This is a genomic window from Oscillibacter ruminantium GH1, from assembly GCF_000307265.1.
GTDB lineage: Bacteria > Bacillota > Clostridia > Oscillospirales > Oscillospiraceae > Oscillibacter > Oscillibacter ruminantium.
This window is the reverse complement of record NZ_DF158898.1, coordinates 475351-491834: the sequence shown is the minus strand read 5'-3', so window position 1 is coordinate 491834 and position 16484 is coordinate 475351. Positions and strand designations below refer to the sequence as shown.

The window sequence follows — 16484 nt, the reverse complement described above, 5'->3', positions numbered from 1 at the left end:
CACAACATCACTCCAATATACGATTCGTCCCCTTCATCGTATGCCGTCCTACAAAAAGCGTTCAGGACACACGGTTTTCCGTGTGGAGAAATAAGTAGGCCCTGCCGTTCGGGCAGGGCGGGTAAGTTAGCAGTGGGGAACGTGGCGGATGCAGCAAGCGGTGATCTGGGGCGGAATGCTTGCGGTCATGGCGCCGTTGAAATAAATACATACGCAGTCACCACAGGAAAAGTGGCAGGCGTTTCTCGTGTGGACAAGTACTACCTGATCTGTGCTGTGGTCGCAGACCAGCAGGTGACAGGGACAGACTTCGCGAACGGTTGCACACATCGTTGCGCACATGGTTGTATTCATGGTAGTTGCCTCCTAACTAAATGGTGGAACAGTACAGTTTATTCCGAACGGGAAATGAATGTGAGAGATCGATAATATACCATCAGTTTACTCTCTGATAACGATTTACGCACCATTCAGACTGCCTTAGACAGGTGGATGGAAATCACAATGAGACGCTGACCACCGGGCCGCCAATATACAATTTATCCTGACAGCAATGGGAGGCTGACATGTACAAAGCCGGAGACTGGATTCTCAGCGGCCTGATGGGCTGTTTTGTGGGAACGGTGTACTTTTTGATTGAGGTAACTTATAAGACCGTTATCGGGCACCCCGAGGGCATCAGCTGGACGATGCTGCTGCTGGCGCTGGTGATGGGTATCATCATGGAGCGCATGGGTGCAGAACTGCCGTGGCGGTGCCCCATTTGGGCACAAGCCATCCTGTGCGGCGGGACGATCACCGCGGCGGAATTTATTACCGGCTGCATCGTGAACCTGTGGCTTGGATGGGATGTCTGGAATTATTCCGACTTGCCCGGAAATTTTCTGGGGCAGATTTGCCCGCAGTTTGCGGCCCTGTGGTGCATCCTCAGCGGGCCGTGCATCGTCGGGCTGGACTGGATGCGGTACGCCGTCAGAGGCGGCGAGAGGCCGCATTATTATTGGAGATAAAACTGCCCGCCATAGGCGGGTCCGTAAGAAGGAACGATAGAATATGGAAAACAATGCGTTTAGGTCTTTTATCTCATGCAAAGATAGGCACGGGAACAGAAAGCGCCGTATGAAGTCGGATTGAGTCAATTCATTACTCGGTCCGATTCATACGGCGCTGGGCTTGTCCTTACATCAATATCATTTGGAGTTAGTGGGTCTGCAAAAACTCCTGCACATATTTGGAGGCCACCGCTCCATCGGCGGCGGCGGTCACAATCTGCCGCAGAGGCTTGGTGCGCACATCGCCGGCGGCAAAAACGCCGGGAACGCTGGTGCGGGTGGTTTCATCTGCAACAATATAACCCTGCGCATCCAATTCCACCTGATTTTTCACCAATGCTGTGTTGGGATCGCGGCCAATGGCCACAAACAGACCGTCGCAGGAGAGGCTCCTGTGAGTTCCGGTAACCCGATCAGTGAGGGCAAGGCCGGTCAGCTTGCCGTCCGTCAGCAGTTCATCAATCTGCGTATTCCAGATGAACTCCAAATTGTCCGCGTTTTCCAAGGGATCAAGATACGCCTTTTCCGCCCGCAGCGTGTCTCTCCGGTGAATGAGATAGACCTTTTTGCAAATATGGGAAAGCGTTTTCGCATCCTCGGCGGCAGAGTTGCCACCGCCTGCCACCGCCACTGTCTTTCCTTTGAAATACATGCCGTCACAGGTGGCGCAGTAAGCCACGCCGCGCCCCACCAAATCATCCTCGCCCGGCAGTCCCAACTTTTTGGGAACAGCGCCGGTGGCCAGTATAACGGCCCGAGCCAGCACCTCACCATCGGAGGTTACGATTCGTTTGGAGTTCTCCGCCAAGTGCAGCGCCGTCACCTCAGCAAATTCACTGACCGCGCCAAACCGCTCGGCCCCAGCGAGCATTTTCTCCGCCAGATCGAAGCCGTCAATGCCTTCATTAAAACCGGGGTAGTTTTCCACCTGTGTGGTGGTAGCCATCTGCCCACCCGCACTGAGCATCTCCAGTACCAGGGTCGAAAGCCCGGCGCGCGTGCAGTAGAGCGCCGCAGAGTAACCGGCGGGTCCGCCGCCGATGATGACTACATCATACTTTTTTTCCATACTGTTCCCTCCGAAGGCTTTTGATCGTTTTAGATTGCGCCATTTTCCTGAAGCCACGTTTCCAATTGGGCCTGCGAGCCGGGCGCAACCAATTTTTCGCTGTGGCCGCCATTTTGATAAACGTACAGGGTGGGAATGGTGGAGGCGTCCAGCTTCTGCGCAAGCTCCGGCTGCTCGTCAATATTGATCTTGCCGATGGTCAGTTTGTCGCCCAGCTTATCTGCCAGACGGTCCAGCGCGGGAGAAAGACGGCGGCAGTATACGCACCAAGGCGCCCACAGTTCCACCAGTACAGGGTTGTTGACATTTTCCACTTCCTGCGCGAAATTTTCTTTGGTAATTGTTTTAATCATAAGAGTACCTCATTTCTTTTTTTATATCGTTTGCACTGCTTTTGAAAACGGACGTTTTCGAGGGGAAAGACAGTTCAGCTTATCCGGCAGCCATCTTTGGAAAAACCCGCTTACATGACGATTCCGCCGTCCACATGAAGGATGGTTCCCGTGGTGAAACTTGCCTCGTCCGAAGCAAGATAGACATATGCGCCGGCCAACTCCTTCGGCTCTCCGGCGCGGCCCAGCGGCGTGATCTGCTTCAATCCGGAAAGCATCTGCTCGTTTACCGAGTTTTTCATCATATCGGTGGCGACAACGCCGGGAGCCACCGCGTTGACGCGGATGCCGTATGCGCCCAGTTCCTTGGCGCAGGATTTGGTGAGGCCGTTGATGCCGAACTTTGAGGAGGAATAGGCGCTCTGCATTTTTCCGCCGTAGGTACCAACCATGGAGCTGGTATTAATGATGCTGCCTCCGCGCTGCCGCATGATTTTGGCGACCTCACGGGTGCATTTGAACGGGCCGGAGAGATTGATGCGGATCACGCTGTCAAAGTCCTCGTCGGTCATATCGAAAAGCTGCTTGGCGCTGGTTACGCCGGCGTTGTTTACCAACACGTCAATATATCCCCATTTGTCCACAACCCGCGACACCATGTCGCTGATCGCGCCGCTGTCCGTCACATCCACGCCCACGGGAAGAATTTCTGCGTTGGGATAGGTCTGCAACAGCTTGGCCGCGGCGGATTCCGCCGATTCCTGCCTGCTGCCGCATAGAGCGATTTTCGCGCCCTCCCGGACAAATGCCTCCGCAACGGAAAAACCGATTCCGCGGGAAGCACCGGTTATAACGGCCACTTTATTTTCAAGTCTCATGATTTGCGATTCCTTTCAGTTCTTCTGTTTTAGGATTCAGGACAGATTTGCGAAAAGATCGTTGAATGCCTCGCTCATGGTCGGGTGGGTGTAGATGGCGTCCCGCAAAACGGTGTAGGGCAGTTTTGCGTCCATGGCGATTTTTACGGTGTTAATCATTTCATGCGAATCCGCGCAAAACAGATGCGCGCCTAGAATCAGCCCGGTATTTGCATCCACAACGGCTTTCAGCAGGCCCTCCGGCTGACGCAGCACCTTTGCTTTCGGAATTGCCATCGCGGGCAGCTTTGCGATTTTAACGGAATATCCCGCTTTTACTGCTTCCGCTTCGCTCATGCCCACACGGGAAAAGGGAGGATCCAGAAATACGCTGTAAGGTACGGAGCCGCGATTTTCTGTCGTTCTTGCGCCGTCCCCAAGAAGCTGGGAGCGGACAATTCGGCTGTCGTCCAGCGAGATATAGGTGAACTGCAATCCGCCCGCCACGTCTCCCATTGCCCAGATATTCGGCGCGGAAGTGCAAAGGTGTTCATCGGTTTTCACTGCACCGCGCTCGGTCAGTTCTACGCCGGCCGCCGCCAGATTAAGTCCCTGTACGTTGGGGCGGCGCCCGGTGGCAACCAAAACGGCGTCGGCGGATAGCTGCTTTTGCCCTTCTGCTGTTTCAAGGGTCAATACGGCGCCGTCGGGACGATCCTGCACGCTCTTCGTCTTGGTATTCCGTAAAACAGCAATTCCGCGGCTTTCAAGACTCTCTAATACCTTCACGGAAACTTCCGCATCCTCACGCGGCAAAAACACGTCGCCATCTTGCAGAATCGTGACCTCCGAGCCGAAATTCCGAAAGAATGAGGCGAATTCAAGCCCGATATACCCGCCGCCGATGATAACCAGATGGCGCGGCAGTGATTCCAGCGCCAACAGCTGTTCGCTGATATAGGCGAACCGGCTCTCTTTTAAGCCGTCGATTGGTGGGATAAACGGTCTTGCGCCGGTGTTGATGAAGATTTGTTGGGCTTGTACCTCCTCGGTGTCTCCATTGGAAAGACGGACGGACACATGTGTGGAATCCGTAAAGGATGCGGTTCCAACCAAAACCTCCACGCCCGCGCTTACCGCCTTATCATAATTTTTCTGACGGAGCGCAGCGGTCAGCTTCGCCTTTTCCTCGACCGCCTGACGATAGCGCGCCGCCCTGTCTTCAAAATTACCGCCCTGCGCCTTGGACAAACGGGAACTGAACTCCATGGCTTTCGTGGGAATGCACGCCACATTGATGCATGTACCGCCGAACATCTTTTCGGACGCTTCCACAAGAAGAACGCTTTCCCCGGCAGAGGCCAGCGCACCCGCCAGCGTTTTGCCGCCTTTGCCAAAGCCGATGATGAGATTCTTTACTGTTTTCATAAGGATGCTCCTTCTTTATTTTTTGGCGTTTTTTACGCCGAATAATTCATGGTCAAGGTCAGAGATTGTAATTTCCTTCAGGCGGGACTGACAGCGCGTATTCAGATCATCAAAAACTTCGTCCATCAGTGACCCCATACCCGAGGCTATCAGACACTCCATATCGGTGTTTCCACTGCGCCAGCCGGGTTCGACAAACGTAATCTCCAACGCAGCCGCAATATCCGCCAAGGTGATTTGCTCCGGCTTCCCGGTAAAGCGATAGCCGCCTTTCGGCCCGCTGTCCACCGCATCCAGCAGGCCGCTTTTTCGGAGCTTGGCTAAAACCCTTCTTATCCGAGCGGGATGTGTACAGATATTTTCAGAAAGCTGCTCACTGGAGCAGATTTCTTTTTTATGATTCAGGTAAACCACTGCGTGAACAGCCACGCAAAAATCACTGTTCATAGTCTGCCACCTCTTTCATCCGTTTATTTTCTGATTTGAAGCCTAAATTATACTGTTACTGATTCTGTAACAGATTATGGTGTAACTATATCAGTTACACATTGACTTGTCAAGAGGTTTTTAAAGAAAACTTTTCCAAGATAATTAAAAAGTACAGTCCGCGCCGGGGCTGAATGGCGCGGACTGCAATGGCATCATTATGCAAGATTTGTTCTTATGCTGGGGGCATACATGCGACGATTGAATTTACTCAGGATCGGAAGCGGGATGCTTCCGATCCTGTTATTCACCGATTTGAATCAAGCGGGAATTGTGCGTGCATTTCTGAAGACGATGGGAGATGGACAATACGGTTCGCCCTTTACACGCCCCATCCAAGGCCCGTAAGACCAACTGCTCGGTTGTGCTGTCTAAGTTTGCGGTGATCTCATCCAACAGAAGAATCTTCGGCTGTGCCACAATGGCTCTTGCAATGGAGAGAAGCTGAAACTGTCCCTGTGAAAAGGCAGTCTTCTCTATGCGCGTGCTGTAACCCTGCTCCAGTTCCAAAATGGTTTCATGCAGTCCCACCAGTTTGGCTGCGTCCTCAATCTGCTCCTGCCGGATGGAAGTGTCAAACAGAGAGATTTGCTCTGCCACAGTTCCTGATACGGGGTGAAAAGACTGCTCCACATACCCAAATAATTTTCGCTTCTGTGCATCTGGAATTTGGGCAGCGTCTGCGCCGTTCACTGCAATACGCCCTTTTTGCGGAGCATACAGACCCAGCAGCAGTTTAAACAGGGTGCTTTTTCCTGCCCCCGTCCTGCCCACGAATGTGACGATTTCCCCTTGCTGCACAGAAAATGTCAAGTCCCGCAGAACGGGCGTTTTCTCGTCATAGCTAAAATCCACCTGCGAAAAGCGGATCACAGGTTCACCGTTGTTAGCGACTGGTTCCGGGCGCTGCGCGGCTTCCGGTACGGTTCGCTCTGGTTCACGCAGAAACTCGTTGATTCGCTTCACGCCCGCCACGGCAGACTGGATGTTCTGAATCTCCATGCCAATACTCTCCAGAGGCTCAAAGACCTTGCCCACATAGGCGATGATGGCAACTGCCGTGCCCACGGAAATGCCAAAAAACTGCTGCATTTCGCCCCCAAGAGCCGCAAAAATCATCATGACGGCAATCACACAGGAGCTGACAAAAATCACAATCGGCGAATAGATGGAATCATACAGGTTGGATTTGTCCAGCGCGCGATAGCTTTCCTCAATATAAGAATCGTATTTTTCTTCCATATATTTCTGGCGAAACAGCGTATGAACGGTGCGGATGTTGCGGATGGTTTCCGGAACGTGGTTGTTCACCTTGCTGACAGCGATTCGGTTTTCAACCTGCGCCTTCAGCATTCGCTTTTGAAACAGCCGCGTCATAGCGAACAGCGCCGGCGTCACCAAAAGCATCAGCATACCCAGCCCGGTACTTTTATAAAAGATGACCATGAGAATACTCAGAACCTTAAATCCGTCCGCAGCCATGCTGATGATACCGTTGGTAAAAAGAGAATCCACCACGTCCACATCGTTCACAAAGCGAGAAGCGATTTTGGCGGGTGCATGGTGCGTAAAATAGGCTGCGGGCAGACGTTCCAGCTTGGCGCAAAGCGCACTGCGCAGGCCGTGGGTCATTTTTTGGCCGAACACCGTAATCATCACATTCTGCCCGGATTCCAGCAAGCCGGAAAGCACCAAGATACCAAAATAAGCAAGGGGAAGGGGAGGGGCAACAGCCTGCTGCGCGGTGAGCCGGTTCACGATTTGCTCCAGAACAAGAGGAGGAAACAGAGCGGCTGTCACGCAGGCGGCGATGAGGACAACGGTCAGAAGCGACAGCGCCTTGTATCGACGGACCGTTTTACGAAAAACAACGCCGAGTCCGTTAGGGTTCCCCATGGTGTACACCTCCCTCTGTCTGCGCGCGAAAGAGTTTTTCATAGGTGACATTTTGCTGTATGAGCGCCGAGTGCGTGGAAAATACCCCCGTGCCGTTTTCTAAAAAGAGCACATGATCCAGCTGGGGAAACAGCTGCAAGCGGTGAGAAATTAAAAGGATGATACGGTCTGCTGCCAAAAGGCGCAGATTTGCAAAAATATCCCGTTCGGTTTTCTGATCCACGGCGGAAAAGGGATCGTCCAAAATCAGGATTTGTTTCGCATTGAAGCAAGTGCGGGCCAGAGCAAGCCGTGCCTGCTGTCCGCCTGACAGGCGAACACCACCGCTGCCAACTGAAGTTGCAGAGCCTTGCGGCATCTTTTCAATTTCGTCTGCCAGACATACCGTCTGCAAGCAGGAGGTAAGTTCTCCTTTTGCGCCTAAACGGATATTTTCTTCAATGCTCTCGGTCATCAGCTCCGGTTCATGCCCCAGATAGGACACCAGCCTGCTGCGCTCGTACAGGTTCAGCGTGCGCAGTTCCCGCTGGCCCACTTGAATGCTGCCCTCATAGGGCAGTTCACCCAGCAGTGCCTTGCCCAGCATGGATTTCCCGCTGGCAATTGCCCCGGTCACGCCGATGATTTGCCCCGGCTGCACAGAAAAAGAGAGATCGCGCAGCACTGGCGGCCCGCTTTGCCAGCGCAGGGACAGATTTGCTGCTTTCAGACGGACAGGAAGGGAAAAGTCAAGATCGGACACGGTGGACGGCTTGACATATTCTTTCATGAGCGGCTTAATTCTTGCCCAAGAAACCTGTGCCTTTTGCACGGAATTAAATAGCTTTGCGGCCTTTGACGATTTGAGCGCCATTTTAGAAAAACAGGATAAGAAGGTGGTGAAAGCCGCAATACCCCAGTTGTTCCAGCCTGTTCCAATCACGTTTTTTCCGCCCAGATACAGAATGAACAGCACTCCGGACATAGAAATCATGTGATAGAGCGGCTGCATGGTGTTTTCCCAAAAGTTTGCTGCCACCGCACATTTTTCGTAGTCACGCAGAGATTCCTCATAAGCGGCGTCTCTATTTTCATCGCAGCCATAAATGCGATAGGTAACCGCGTTGGAGACTCTATCCATGGTCGCATCGTTCAACCGTCCCGCACTTTTTTTGTAGGCCCCGTTATATTCTGTCACCCGGTGCTTCAAGCGCCCCGCAATCAAATAAGCCATGGGGGTAAACGCGCATGAAATCAGCGCCAGACGCCAGTCATAATAAAGCAGCATGGCGAGGTAAGCGATCAGCACCACGCCGGTATCAAATACTTCGGTGGTAAACTTCCGCATCCCCTCCACGCAGGCGTCCACATCGGACACGGCCTTCGTCATAACCGTCCCGACGCTTTCCTGTTCCAGCGCCTCTTTGCTCATGTTTACGAGGCTGTTGTAGAGCATATGACGCATATTGCGGCTCGTATTATTTGCAAATCGGCGCACAAAAAAGCGCTTAACACAGCGCAGGACCTGCACCGCCAAAATGACGATCAGATAGACCGCGGCCAGCGACAGCATGGCGGAAAGCGTTTCGCTGCCGCCCATAATGTCAAAAAGGCATTGCGCCAAGCGCCCTTCAAAATACGGCCCCGCAATCATTCCAACATTGTAGAGAATTCCGGAAACGGTGACCAGCGTGAGGGACCAACGCTCCAATTGAAAGTAGGACAGCACATGGTCAGGATGGGAAACTTTTTCAACTTTGTGATGGGCGTGATGGGCGCTGCTCATTTTTCTGCGCTCCCCTCTAAAAATCGGCGGGTTAGATTTGGGAAGTCCGCCTTACTCTCCGCCTTGGAACGGACATAAAGAATATTTAGCAGCCTGCAAAAATCGGCATTTTCCTGCGGCGAAAAGGCCTCCTGTAAAAATTCATAGTAAAGTGTCTCGACGGATGCCTTGGAATTTTTGAGCCGGTTTGCTTTTTCAGTGGCATAGAGCAGCTGACTGCGTCCGTCGGCGGGATTTGTCTTTCTGACGAGATAGCCTTTTGCCTCCAGATTCGCTGCACGGCGCGCAGCGGCTCCCTTGTCCAAAGAGAGGATATCCCGAATGGAAGCCTGTGTGATTCCGGGGTTTTTACGAATAACATGAATAAAGTCGTATTCCGCAGTTCCAATACCGTCCAGCTTCAGCATACGAGCGGTAAATTTATTAACTTCACGGGCAATTTTCGTGATTTGACGTTTTGTGGTGTCCATAACAGTACCCCTAATATAAAAGATGTAATGTCAACTAGATATATGATATTACATCTTTCTTTGTCCGTCAATGGAAATGAAGATCTGCCTGAAGAAATGCGGCGCATTTGAGCAAAGCTGCGGAAAGAATAGCCTGATCGTATTGGCATAACTTGCAAATGAAATTCCTTGACTTCACTTAACACAAAGCCAAGAAATTTTTTGTTGGAACAGATGGAGCAGGGGATGGACGTAACAAGTTAAGTCCGCTTTTTGATGTGGTATCTTCAGCGGATTGATGATTGCGAAAAAATCACATTATAAAGGAAGAACGGGTCCGCCTATCACGGCGGGCCCGTTTACATTCAAATCTGAATACCCAGCTTTTCAGCAATCTCTTCTGCGGTCCATCCCGCTTCTTTTACCCTGCCCATCACAGCTCTCATAGTAACAGGGTGCAGGAGCTTCTGCTTCTGCGCTTCCAGCGCCTTAATTTCCGTGTTTTTCTTCGCAATTTTTGCATCAATCATGGTGATGCGGTCCGCTGCGGTTTTTGCAGCCATTCAGGTCCACAACCTTTCTGTAAAAGATAGAACCACTATACAACCAGATGTATTTCTGCGTCAATGCGGATTCTGTCGAACGATTTTAATTTAAAAATATTTTGCATGATAACTTTAAACCAACTGCTTTCCCAACAGTTGCCCCGGCGCCGTTCAGAATAAGTTTGGTAATGTCAAGAAGACTGCGGATCGCATTTTTCAGAAGAATGATAGGCTCCTTTGACTTCCTCTGAAGCAAAGCACCGCACTGTAATCTGCGCCACATATTCGTCTATGGAGGAGATTACCATCTCATTAATCCCCTCCTCGTAAGCATAGCCGGTCAGCGTCAAACGATGCTCTTCTGCATAGGCAAGCAGCCGCTCATATGTGGCGGGGATTTGCGACCAATCCCCTTTGCAGAATGTGCGCAGATACGATCCCTTGGGTTTCCGGAATAATCCCTTTTTGTTGACTGGATTGGCAATCTGGGTAAAGAAGTAGGCATAGGCATCGAAATTCCCCTGTAAAAGCTGCGCGGTATCAATCATGCTTCCATAACGACTATTCAACAGCTGCCCCGCAGGCGCAGCCACCATCTGCTCAAATAAAATCTTGAAATCGTCGCTGCCGAAATCTCCGTTCATTGGATCGCTCAAAAGTAGGTATTCCGTTTCGCAGTCTATCATGGTAATGGCGTCAAAATCAGCTTGCTCACATAGGTTAAGCTGGGCTTCCTTTACTTTCAGCATCTGACGGATCTTCCTGAGGTGACGAATCTGCTCATGAATCGAATGCTGCTTGTCCTGCAGAATCCTGCGGAAGTTTTCCGGCGTCCGTTCCGCATAATACGCTTTGATTTCTTCAATGCTCATGCCAAGTTCCCGAAAAGCCAGAATCATTTCAAATTCCGGACTTTGCTGATAAGAGTAATACCGGTATTCGTTTTCTCCCTTGCGATTTGGCTGGAACAGCCCGATTTCATCGTAATAATGCAGCGTGCGTTTATTGACGTGATGGAGTTTTGCAAATTCCCCGGCAGTAAAATATTGGTCTTTCATAAACTCATTTCTCCCTATTGACAATACAGCTGCTGTATAGTCTATCATGTCCTTTGTCCAATCGCAAGTAACGCTATGGAGGTACCCGCCACATGAATGAAACAATTTATCATAAACCGCTTAATTTTAAAAATTTATTGGTATTTGTCATCCCCACCATGCTGATGACGGTTATCCAATCCCTTTATTCCATGATAGACGGGGTCTTTATTTCCAACTTGATCGGAACAGATGCGCTCTCCGCCCTGACGCTGATTGCGCCCTTTTTCAGCATTCTGATGGCCATTGCCGCTATGCTTGCCTCCGGTGGCAGCGCCGTGGTGATGAAGAAGATGGGCGAGGGAAAGGAGCAGGAAGCAAAAGAGGACTTTACAATGCTGATCCTTGTCAACATTCTGATTGGCATTGTGTTGACACTGGGAGGGACTGCATTTGTCTCTCAACTCAGCGGCTCATTCGGTGCGTCGCCGGTGGTGACTGCTTACTGCCAAAGCTATCTGTCCACCTACATTGCTTTTATCGTCCCGGAGCTTCTGTTTTCCAATGTCCTGATGTATGTCATTGCAGCAGGCGGCTCCAAGCTGGCCATGGCAAGCTCTTTGTTTGGCGGCGTGTTTAACATCGCATTTGACTTTATATTCATCAAGCTATTTGGCTTTGGCATGATGGGAGCCGCTCTGGCCAGCGGTCTGGGTATGATGATTCCCTGCCTGATTATTATGGCTTATTTTTTTAATAAAAAGCGGATGCTCCACTTTGTGCGCCCCAAATTCAGAGGCTGCGTGCTCACCAGAACCTTGTCCAATGGCGTTTCAGAGTTTTTTTCCAATCTGGTGAGCGGCGTTGTCATGCTGCTGTTTAATCGCTCCATGCTGCACTATGCAGGGGAGAACGGCGTGGCCGCCAGCACCATTATCTTTTATGTGTTCAGCTTTATGAACGCGGTCTACATGGGTTATATGCTGGGAACCTCCCCCATGTTCAGCTATTTTTACGGAGAGCAAAACCGGGAGAAGCTGAGAAAGTTGAAGGCCCTCAGTTTGAAGCTGATTGGTGCGTTGGGAATTGCAACGACGATTCTGACCGTGCTGAGTTCCCGGCAGTTGATCGGCATTTTTACAGGCCCGGATAACCCGGCCTATGCCATGGCTCTGCATGGAAACCGGTTGTTTTCGGCGGCCTTGCTGATTGCGGGCTTCAATACTTTTTCCAGCGCACTCTTTACCGCATTGGGAAATGGATTGATCTCGGCGGTTATTTCCTTTTCCCGAACCTTCGTATTCCTTGCGGGCTGTATTTTGATTCTCCCGGTCTTCCTTGGAATAGACGGCTTGTGGCTCTCCGTTCCCATAGCTGAGTGCATGGCGCTGGTGTTGTCGGTATGCTTCGTAAAAAAGTATGAGACAAAGTATGGCTATTGACGAGGGAGAGAACAGCGGATCAAAGCGTTTTCGTCTACAATGATTTTCGTGGAATGTGACAGCGCTTTTAGTGATTCGATTGCAACAAAAATCACGCGAGCATAAAGAGACTGTGTATACAGGTGATCGCTGCACAATTTTAATTAGCGAGCTGTTTTGTATACTTGACCATCAATCCGACGACCGCCACAGCCACAACGGCCTCGGTAATAGGCATCGCATACCACAAGGCGTTTGCGCCGGCAACCACCGGCAGCGTCAAAATCAAACTGCCGCTGATGAGCAAACCTCTGGCAACAGAAACCGCGAAGGAAGGAACCGGCTTCATCAGGGCCTGAAAATAATAGGTGGAAAAAATGTTGAGGGGGAGAAGCAGAAACGAAATGCCGTAGCTTCTCAGAATAAACGGCGCAATGCGGAGAATTTCGGCACTCGGCGTCATAAACACGCGGACAAAGCCATTGGGGATGGCGCAAATCAAGGCTGTCCATGTCAGGCTGAAAAAGCACACGGCGTAAAGCGCGTATTTGAGCGTCTCCTTAATGCGCGTCCAGCTTTCTGCGCCATAGTTAATGGAGATGATGGGCTGCGCCGCCTGCCCCACGCTGTATGCGCAGCACTGCACCACGGTGCTGATCATGACAATGATTCCGTAGACCGCCAGTGCGTCCGTTCCAAGATACCGGACAATCTGACGATTGAACAGCATCGTGAGGATGCCCATAGCCGCGTCGATAAAAAAGGTCGAGATGCCGGTGACTGTAATTCGCTTCAGCTGTCCCACAATTCCGTGGGGCTTCACCAGCTTCAGCGTATTTTTACGGGTGAAAAAGTGGGTCAGCATCACCAGCACGGAGATCAGCGCGCCGATGGCCGTGGCCAGACCCGCGCCAAAAATCCCCATATCCAGCGTGAACACAAAAAAGAAATCGCCGAACACGTTGAAAATGCCGCCGGACAGCACCGCCACCGTCGCCAGCGCAGGGGCGTTGTCATTGCGCAGGAACGCGGTGAACAGCTGATTGAACAAAAACAGAGGTACGATAAATTTAATCGGAAAAAGATATTCTTTTGCCAAGGGCAGCAGGGTTTCTTCTGCGCCAAAAAGCTGAAGAAGCTGGGTGTCGAAAAGGGCAACAACCCCCCAGCTTATCACAGCCAGCACAATCGTGCCGATCAGCGCGGAAGTAAACCACTCGTTTTTCTGCTGTTCGTCTCCGCGCCCCTTTGCCGCGCCCAGAAGCACAGACCCGCCAATCCCCATGAGAAGGCCAAGACTGTAAACAATGTTCCAAATGGGCGACACAATCGCCAGCGCGGCCGTCCCGGCTGGCCCTTGATACTGTCCCACCACAGCCATATCCACGGTGCTGTAAATAGAGCTGATAAGTGCGCTGCCAAAAGCCGCGCTCAAATAGTTAAAGTAAACTTTTTTGACGTTACCGTATAATAAGTCCATTTTCTTTTCCTCCCAAAAACAAAAAGCCGGATAAAGGAACAGGCGTTTCAACCTGTCACCTTATCCGGCTTGCCATTTCTAAACGAATGACACACCCTCCGAGTGAGCGATTGGAGTGTACCACAAAAAGAATCTTCTGTCAATCTCCGAGTGGAATTGGCGTGAATATCAATAGAAGGGAGGCGGGGCTTTGGGACGGCACAGACCAAGATTAGCGCCAAGAAAAAGAATGGCTCTGCGCACCTGCTTCAAAATGATACTTCACGATGCCTAAATCCACTTTGGAGTAAAATCCGCCCAAGGACTTCGCTAGGACTGCCTCGTCATCTACATAGGTTATAAGAAACTTTTGCTGATTTGTTGCCGTGGGAGCAAGCATGGCCGCGTCCATGCCTTGTTTGAACCATTCCGGCATATTGCCGTTCACAGAGCAAAGAGACTCCATAGGCTTAGAAGAATGTGACACGCCCTGCGTTGCGCCATAGCCCAGAGAAAGGACACAGACCAGCTTCTCCCCTTGGTTGATTGAGCAGCTTTTCTTGGTAATTCCTTTGGAAAAAGTCAAGGCCACCCAGCAAGTGTTCAACCCCAGCATCTGCGCTTTCAGGGCGATACGCTCACCGTAATATCCCAGCTTTTCCTCAAGATCACCGCCCTTTTTACCGATGAGCGCAATATAATTTTGTACACCCGAAAATTTGCCGTAATGCGCCATCATGCCGTCAAAGGCTTTGGGTTCGTTGGTAATCAGCTGGATTTGAAGGCCGCCTTCGTGATTGCAAGCGTCAATTTCTGCCTGCAGCTGTGATACAACTTGTTCAGGAATGGGCTTATTGAGATAGCTGCGCACCGAGTGTCGTGTTTTGATTGCATCAAAAATTTCCATTGAAAGTCCTCCTGTTACTATATATTTGGTTGATGACATGGCCACCAGCCGTGCCGTTTCTGTCTATCGTTTCATAGCTTGTTTGTTTACTTCCGAATCGTGGCTTGGGAAAACGCCCGGGCGGCTTTCTATTTTCGGCGATTTTCCGTGTACGTTCTGGGCCGAAATGGGAGTTTTATTCATTTTTACCGCTCCGATCAGGCAAACGCGCCATAATTTTTTGAATGTGTCCTAACATTCCAATCAGATTTTGCAGGGCAATCATATCCGCATCGAAATAGTAATAATTGCGTGTGCCTTCGCGGCGCATTTTCAATAAGCCTGCATCCTTGAGAATTTGCAAGTGATGAGAAATCGCGGGACGGGACAGGCTGGACAGCGCCGCAATTTCACCCACGCGCATTCCGCCGCACCGGACTTCTCCGCTGTGGTTAGACGCAAGCATCCGGATAATAATATGCTGTCTCGCTTCATCACCGATGGCAGACAATATTTTTTGGCAGCCCTTAAACTCCGGTAAAAGAGTCAAAATCTCGCTTTGGTCAATCATAGCGCACCTTCTTCTGTTTATCGGTTTGAACCATTATACCATATGCCTTTAGAAATAGATCAATGGTAAAGAAAATCGAGACGAACCCGCCGTTTTTGCATAGCAGGGTTCGCCGTCTTGGTGCAGGGATAGGCTGGACGATTGTGAAAATATGACGGTAATATAAAACGTGGGCAACCCCGCCCTGATCGGCGAGATTGCCCACGCTTTTGTGGCAATGCGGATTCTTTTGCAGTGAACAGCGGATCATGCCCGGAAATAGCTCCTTTATTTGGGGGTCTTCCGGTTCAGCTTCTCCGCTAAAGCGGCTGTGCGTGTGCGGTAATCGTCCAGCTCGGTCACAATTCCCATGAAAGAGGAAACCATATCGAGAGATGCGCGCAGCGTGCTCTGCTCACTTTGATAAATCGCACGTTTTGTAAGGCGCATCGCCTGCTGCGGCGCTTTCAGAATCTTACCCAGATAGGCTTCCACATAATCGTCCAGCTGGTCGTCCGGAACGGCGAGAGTGACAAGGCCGATTCGCTCCGCCTCCGTTCCGTTCAGTACCTTGGCAGTCCAGAACATGTCCAACGCCTTATCACGCCCTACCAGACGGGGCAGAAAATAAGCGCCCCCGTCTCCGGGAACGATTCCGGCGTTGAAATAGCTCTCCGACATGGTGGCGCTCTCCGCAGCGATGCGAACGTCGCACATCAGCGCCATATCCAAACCGGCGCCCACGGCGGGGCCGTGGATTTTGGCGATCACCGGCTTGTCGATCTCTTCCAGAATCAGCGGAATCCGCTGAATGCCCGTCCACAGGGAGTTCTTTCGTGCAAGGGCGGTGGAGGTGATATCTTCGTGGCTTTCAAAAAAGCCGTCGCCTGCGGCCATGGCTTTCACGTCGCCTCCTGCGCAAAACGCCTTGCCGTTTCCGGAAAGGAGTACGGCGTAAATGTCGTCGCGATCCCGGATATCCTCAAGCGCGGCAGTCCAAAGGTGAATCATCTCTTCACTAAAGCAGTTCAAATGCTCGGGGCGGTTCAGAGTGATGTAGGCCGCGTGGCCTTTTACTTCATAAATTAGATCTGGCATAGTTCCTCCATACTTAGACAGGCATCCCGCAAGACGCCGTATTTTTAGACATGCGCCTTTGTAGAACAGCACGTTGTCAACTCATTATAGGAACCGATTCAGGAAGTGTCAACCTTACAAAGGGCCGTGCCTGCGCGGCAAAAAGAACTGTAAC

At 51.2% G+C, this 16484-nt stretch carries 17 protein-coding genes; 2 read left to right on the top strand and 15 right to left on the bottom strand.

The genetic code is table 11. The features are described from left to right. Positions 1-126: 126 nt before the first annotated feature. Positions 127-354: a hypothetical protein gene (locus ON16_RS10005; RefSeq protein WP_040661690.1), complete on the bottom strand. Its 228-nt coding sequence runs from the start codon at positions 352-354 to the stop codon at positions 127-129. Positions 355-566: 212 nt separating this feature from the next. Here ON16_RS10005 and ON16_RS10000 point away from each other — a divergent pair, with 212 nt between their 5' ends. Further along, positions 567-1010 carry a putative ABC transporter permease gene (locus ON16_RS10000; RefSeq protein ID WP_040661687.1) on the top strand — a complete coding sequence of 148 codons (444 nt, stop codon included), beginning with the start codon at positions 567-569 and terminating at the stop codon, positions 1008-1010. Positions 1011-1200: 190 nt separating this feature from the next. On the opposite strand, the gene trxB is transcribed toward ON16_RS10000, so the two are convergent. The 10 genes from trxB to ON16_RS09950 all read right to left on the bottom strand — a co-directional run bounded on the left by trxB (position 1201) and on the right by ON16_RS09950 (position 10985). After that, positions 1201-2121 carry a thioredoxin-disulfide reductase gene (trxB, locus tag ON16_RS09995; protein WP_040661684.1) on the bottom strand — a complete coding sequence of 307 codons (921 nt, stop codon included), beginning with the start codon at positions 2119-2121 and terminating at the stop codon, positions 1201-1203. 29 nt (positions 2122-2150) lie between these two features. Then, a complete protein-coding gene (locus ON16_RS09990) occupies positions 2151-2474 on the bottom strand; it encodes a thioredoxin family protein (RefSeq protein WP_040661681.1) in 324 nt (107 codons plus the stop codon). A 110-nt stretch (positions 2475-2584) separates the two neighbouring features. Next, positions 2585-3331 (bottom strand): SDR family NAD(P)-dependent oxidoreductase, encoded by a 747-nt coding sequence (locus tag ON16_RS09985; protein ID WP_040661679.1) that lies wholly within the window; start codon positions 3329-3331, stop codon positions 2585-2587. Positions 3332-3367: 36 nt separating this feature from the next. Next, on the bottom strand, positions 3368-4738 hold the full coding sequence (locus tag ON16_RS09980; RefSeq protein ID WP_040661676.1) for an FAD-dependent oxidoreductase: 1371 nt from the start codon (positions 4736-4738) through the stop codon (positions 3368-3370). Between the two features lie 15 nt (positions 4739-4753). Next, positions 4754-5185, bottom strand: a complete 432-nt coding sequence (locus ON16_RS09975; protein ID WP_040661673.1) for an RrF2 family transcriptional regulator — start codon at positions 5183-5185, stop codon at positions 4754-4756. A gap of 282 nt (positions 5186-5467) precedes the next feature. Next, on the bottom strand, positions 5468-7120 hold the full coding sequence (locus ON16_RS09970) for an ABC transporter ATP-binding protein (protein ID WP_040661671.1): 1653 nt from the start codon (positions 7118-7120) through the stop codon (positions 5468-5470). Next, positions 7107-8885: an ABC transporter ATP-binding protein gene (locus tag ON16_RS09965; protein ID WP_040661668.1), complete on the bottom strand. Its 1779-nt coding sequence runs from the start codon at positions 8883-8885 to the stop codon at positions 7107-7109. Before ON16_RS09965 ends, ON16_RS09970 begins: the two co-directional genes overlap by 14 nt. Further along, positions 8882-9355, bottom strand: a complete 474-nt coding sequence (locus ON16_RS09960; protein WP_040661664.1) for a MarR family winged helix-turn-helix transcriptional regulator — start codon at positions 9353-9355, stop codon at positions 8882-8884. Before ON16_RS09960 ends, ON16_RS09965 begins: the two co-directional genes overlap by 4 nt. Before the next feature lie 344 nt (positions 9356-9699). Next, a complete protein-coding gene (locus ON16_RS09955) occupies positions 9700-9864 on the bottom strand; it encodes a hypothetical protein (RefSeq protein ID WP_243441809.1) in 165 nt (54 codons plus the stop codon). Between the two features lie 206 nt (positions 9865-10070). Then, positions 10071-10985, bottom strand: coding sequence for a MerR family transcriptional regulator (locus ON16_RS09950; RefSeq protein ID WP_081579651.1), 915 nt, complete (start codon positions 10983-10985; stop codon positions 10071-10073). Between the two features lie 44 nt (positions 10986-11029). Between ON16_RS09950 and ON16_RS09945 the strand changes: the two genes are divergently transcribed. Beyond that, entirely contained in the window at positions 11030-12358 is a 1329-nt protein-coding gene (locus ON16_RS09945) for an MATE family efflux transporter (RefSeq protein WP_051131669.1), read from the top strand. Between the two features lie 139 nt (positions 12359-12497). Here the strand turns inward: ON16_RS09945 and ON16_RS09940 are convergent, their stop codons facing one another. The 4 genes from ON16_RS09940 to ON16_RS09920 form a co-directional block, all read right to left on the bottom strand. Continuing rightward, a complete protein-coding gene (locus ON16_RS09940) occupies positions 12498-13817 on the bottom strand; it encodes an MATE family efflux transporter (protein ID WP_040661659.1) in 1320 nt (439 codons plus the stop codon). Between the two features lie 211 nt (positions 13818-14028). Next, positions 14029-14703, bottom strand: a complete 675-nt coding sequence (locus ON16_RS09935) for a nitroreductase family protein (RefSeq protein ID WP_040661657.1) — start codon at positions 14701-14703, stop codon at positions 14029-14031. 175 nt (positions 14704-14878) lie between these two features. Beyond that, positions 14879-15253 (bottom strand): ArsR/SmtB family transcription factor, encoded by a 375-nt coding sequence (locus ON16_RS09930; RefSeq protein ID WP_040661654.1) that lies wholly within the window; start codon positions 15251-15253, stop codon positions 14879-14881. A 267-nt stretch (positions 15254-15520) separates the two neighbouring features. Continuing rightward, on the bottom strand, positions 15521-16330 hold the full coding sequence (locus tag ON16_RS09920; protein ID WP_040661650.1) for an enoyl-CoA hydratase/isomerase family protein: 810 nt from the start codon (positions 16328-16330) through the stop codon (positions 15521-15523). Between the last annotated feature and the right edge of the window lie 154 nt (positions 16331-16484).

What these genes read in the sequence shown, in the direction of transcription:
- ON16_RS10005 (WP_040661690.1), bottom strand. Translation starts at nt 354, where the DNA reads ATGAATACAACCATGTGCGCAACGATGTGTGCAACCGTTCGCGAAGTC.
- ON16_RS10000 (WP_040661687.1), top strand. Translation starts at nt 567, where the DNA reads ATGTACAAAGCCGGAGACTGGATTCTCAGCGGCCTGATGGGCTGTTTT.
- trxB (WP_040661684.1), bottom strand. Translation starts at nt 2,121, where the DNA reads ATGGAAAAAAAGTATGATGTAGTCATCATCGGCGGCGGACCCGCCGGT.
- ON16_RS09990 (WP_040661681.1), bottom strand. Translation starts at nt 2,474, where the DNA reads ATGATTAAAACAATTACCAAAGAAAATTTCGCGCAGGAAGTGGAAAAT.
- ON16_RS09985 (WP_040661679.1), bottom strand. Translation starts at nt 3,331, where the DNA reads ATGAGACTTGAAAATAAAGTGGCCGTTATAACCGGTGCTTCCCGCGGA.
- ON16_RS09980 (WP_040661676.1), bottom strand. Translation starts at nt 4,738, where the DNA reads ATGAAAACAGTAAAGAATCTCATCATCGGCTTTGGCAAAGGCGGCAAA.
- ON16_RS09975 (WP_040661673.1), bottom strand. Translation starts at nt 5,185, where the DNA reads ATGAACAGTGATTTTTGCGTGGCTGTTCACGCAGTGGTTTACCTGAAT.
- ON16_RS09970 (WP_040661671.1), bottom strand. Translation starts at nt 7,120, where the DNA reads ATGGGGAACCCTAACGGACTCGGCGTTGTTTTTCGTAAAACGGTCCGT.
- ON16_RS09965 (WP_040661668.1), bottom strand. Translation starts at nt 8,885, where the DNA reads ATGAGCAGCGCCCATCACGCCCATCACAAAGTTGAAAAAGTTTCCCAT.
- ON16_RS09960 (WP_040661664.1), bottom strand. Translation starts at nt 9,355, where the DNA reads ATGGACACCACAAAACGTCAAATCACGAAAATTGCCCGTGAAGTTAAT.
- ON16_RS09955 (WP_243441809.1), bottom strand. Translation starts at nt 9,864, where the DNA reads ATGATTGATGCAAAAATTGCGAAGAAAAACACGGAAATTAAGGCGCTG.
- ON16_RS09950 (WP_081579651.1), bottom strand. Translation starts at nt 10,985, where the DNA reads ATGATAGACTATACAGCAGCTGTATTGTCAATAGGGAGAAATGAGTTT.
- ON16_RS09945 (WP_051131669.1), top strand. Translation starts at nt 11,030, where the DNA reads ATGAATGAAACAATTTATCATAAACCGCTTAATTTTAAAAATTTATTG.
- ON16_RS09940 (WP_040661659.1), bottom strand. Translation starts at nt 13,817, where the DNA reads ATGGACTTATTATACGGTAACGTCAAAAAAGTTTACTTTAACTATTTG.
- ON16_RS09935 (WP_040661657.1), bottom strand. Translation starts at nt 14,703, where the DNA reads ATGGAAATTTTTGATGCAATCAAAACACGACACTCGGTGCGCAGCTAT.
- ON16_RS09930 (WP_040661654.1), bottom strand. Translation starts at nt 15,253, where the DNA reads ATGATTGACCAAAGCGAGATTTTGACTCTTTTACCGGAGTTTAAGGGC.
- ON16_RS09920 (WP_040661650.1), bottom strand. Translation starts at nt 16,330, where the DNA reads ATGCCAGATCTAATTTATGAAGTAAAAGGCCACGCGGCCTACATCACT.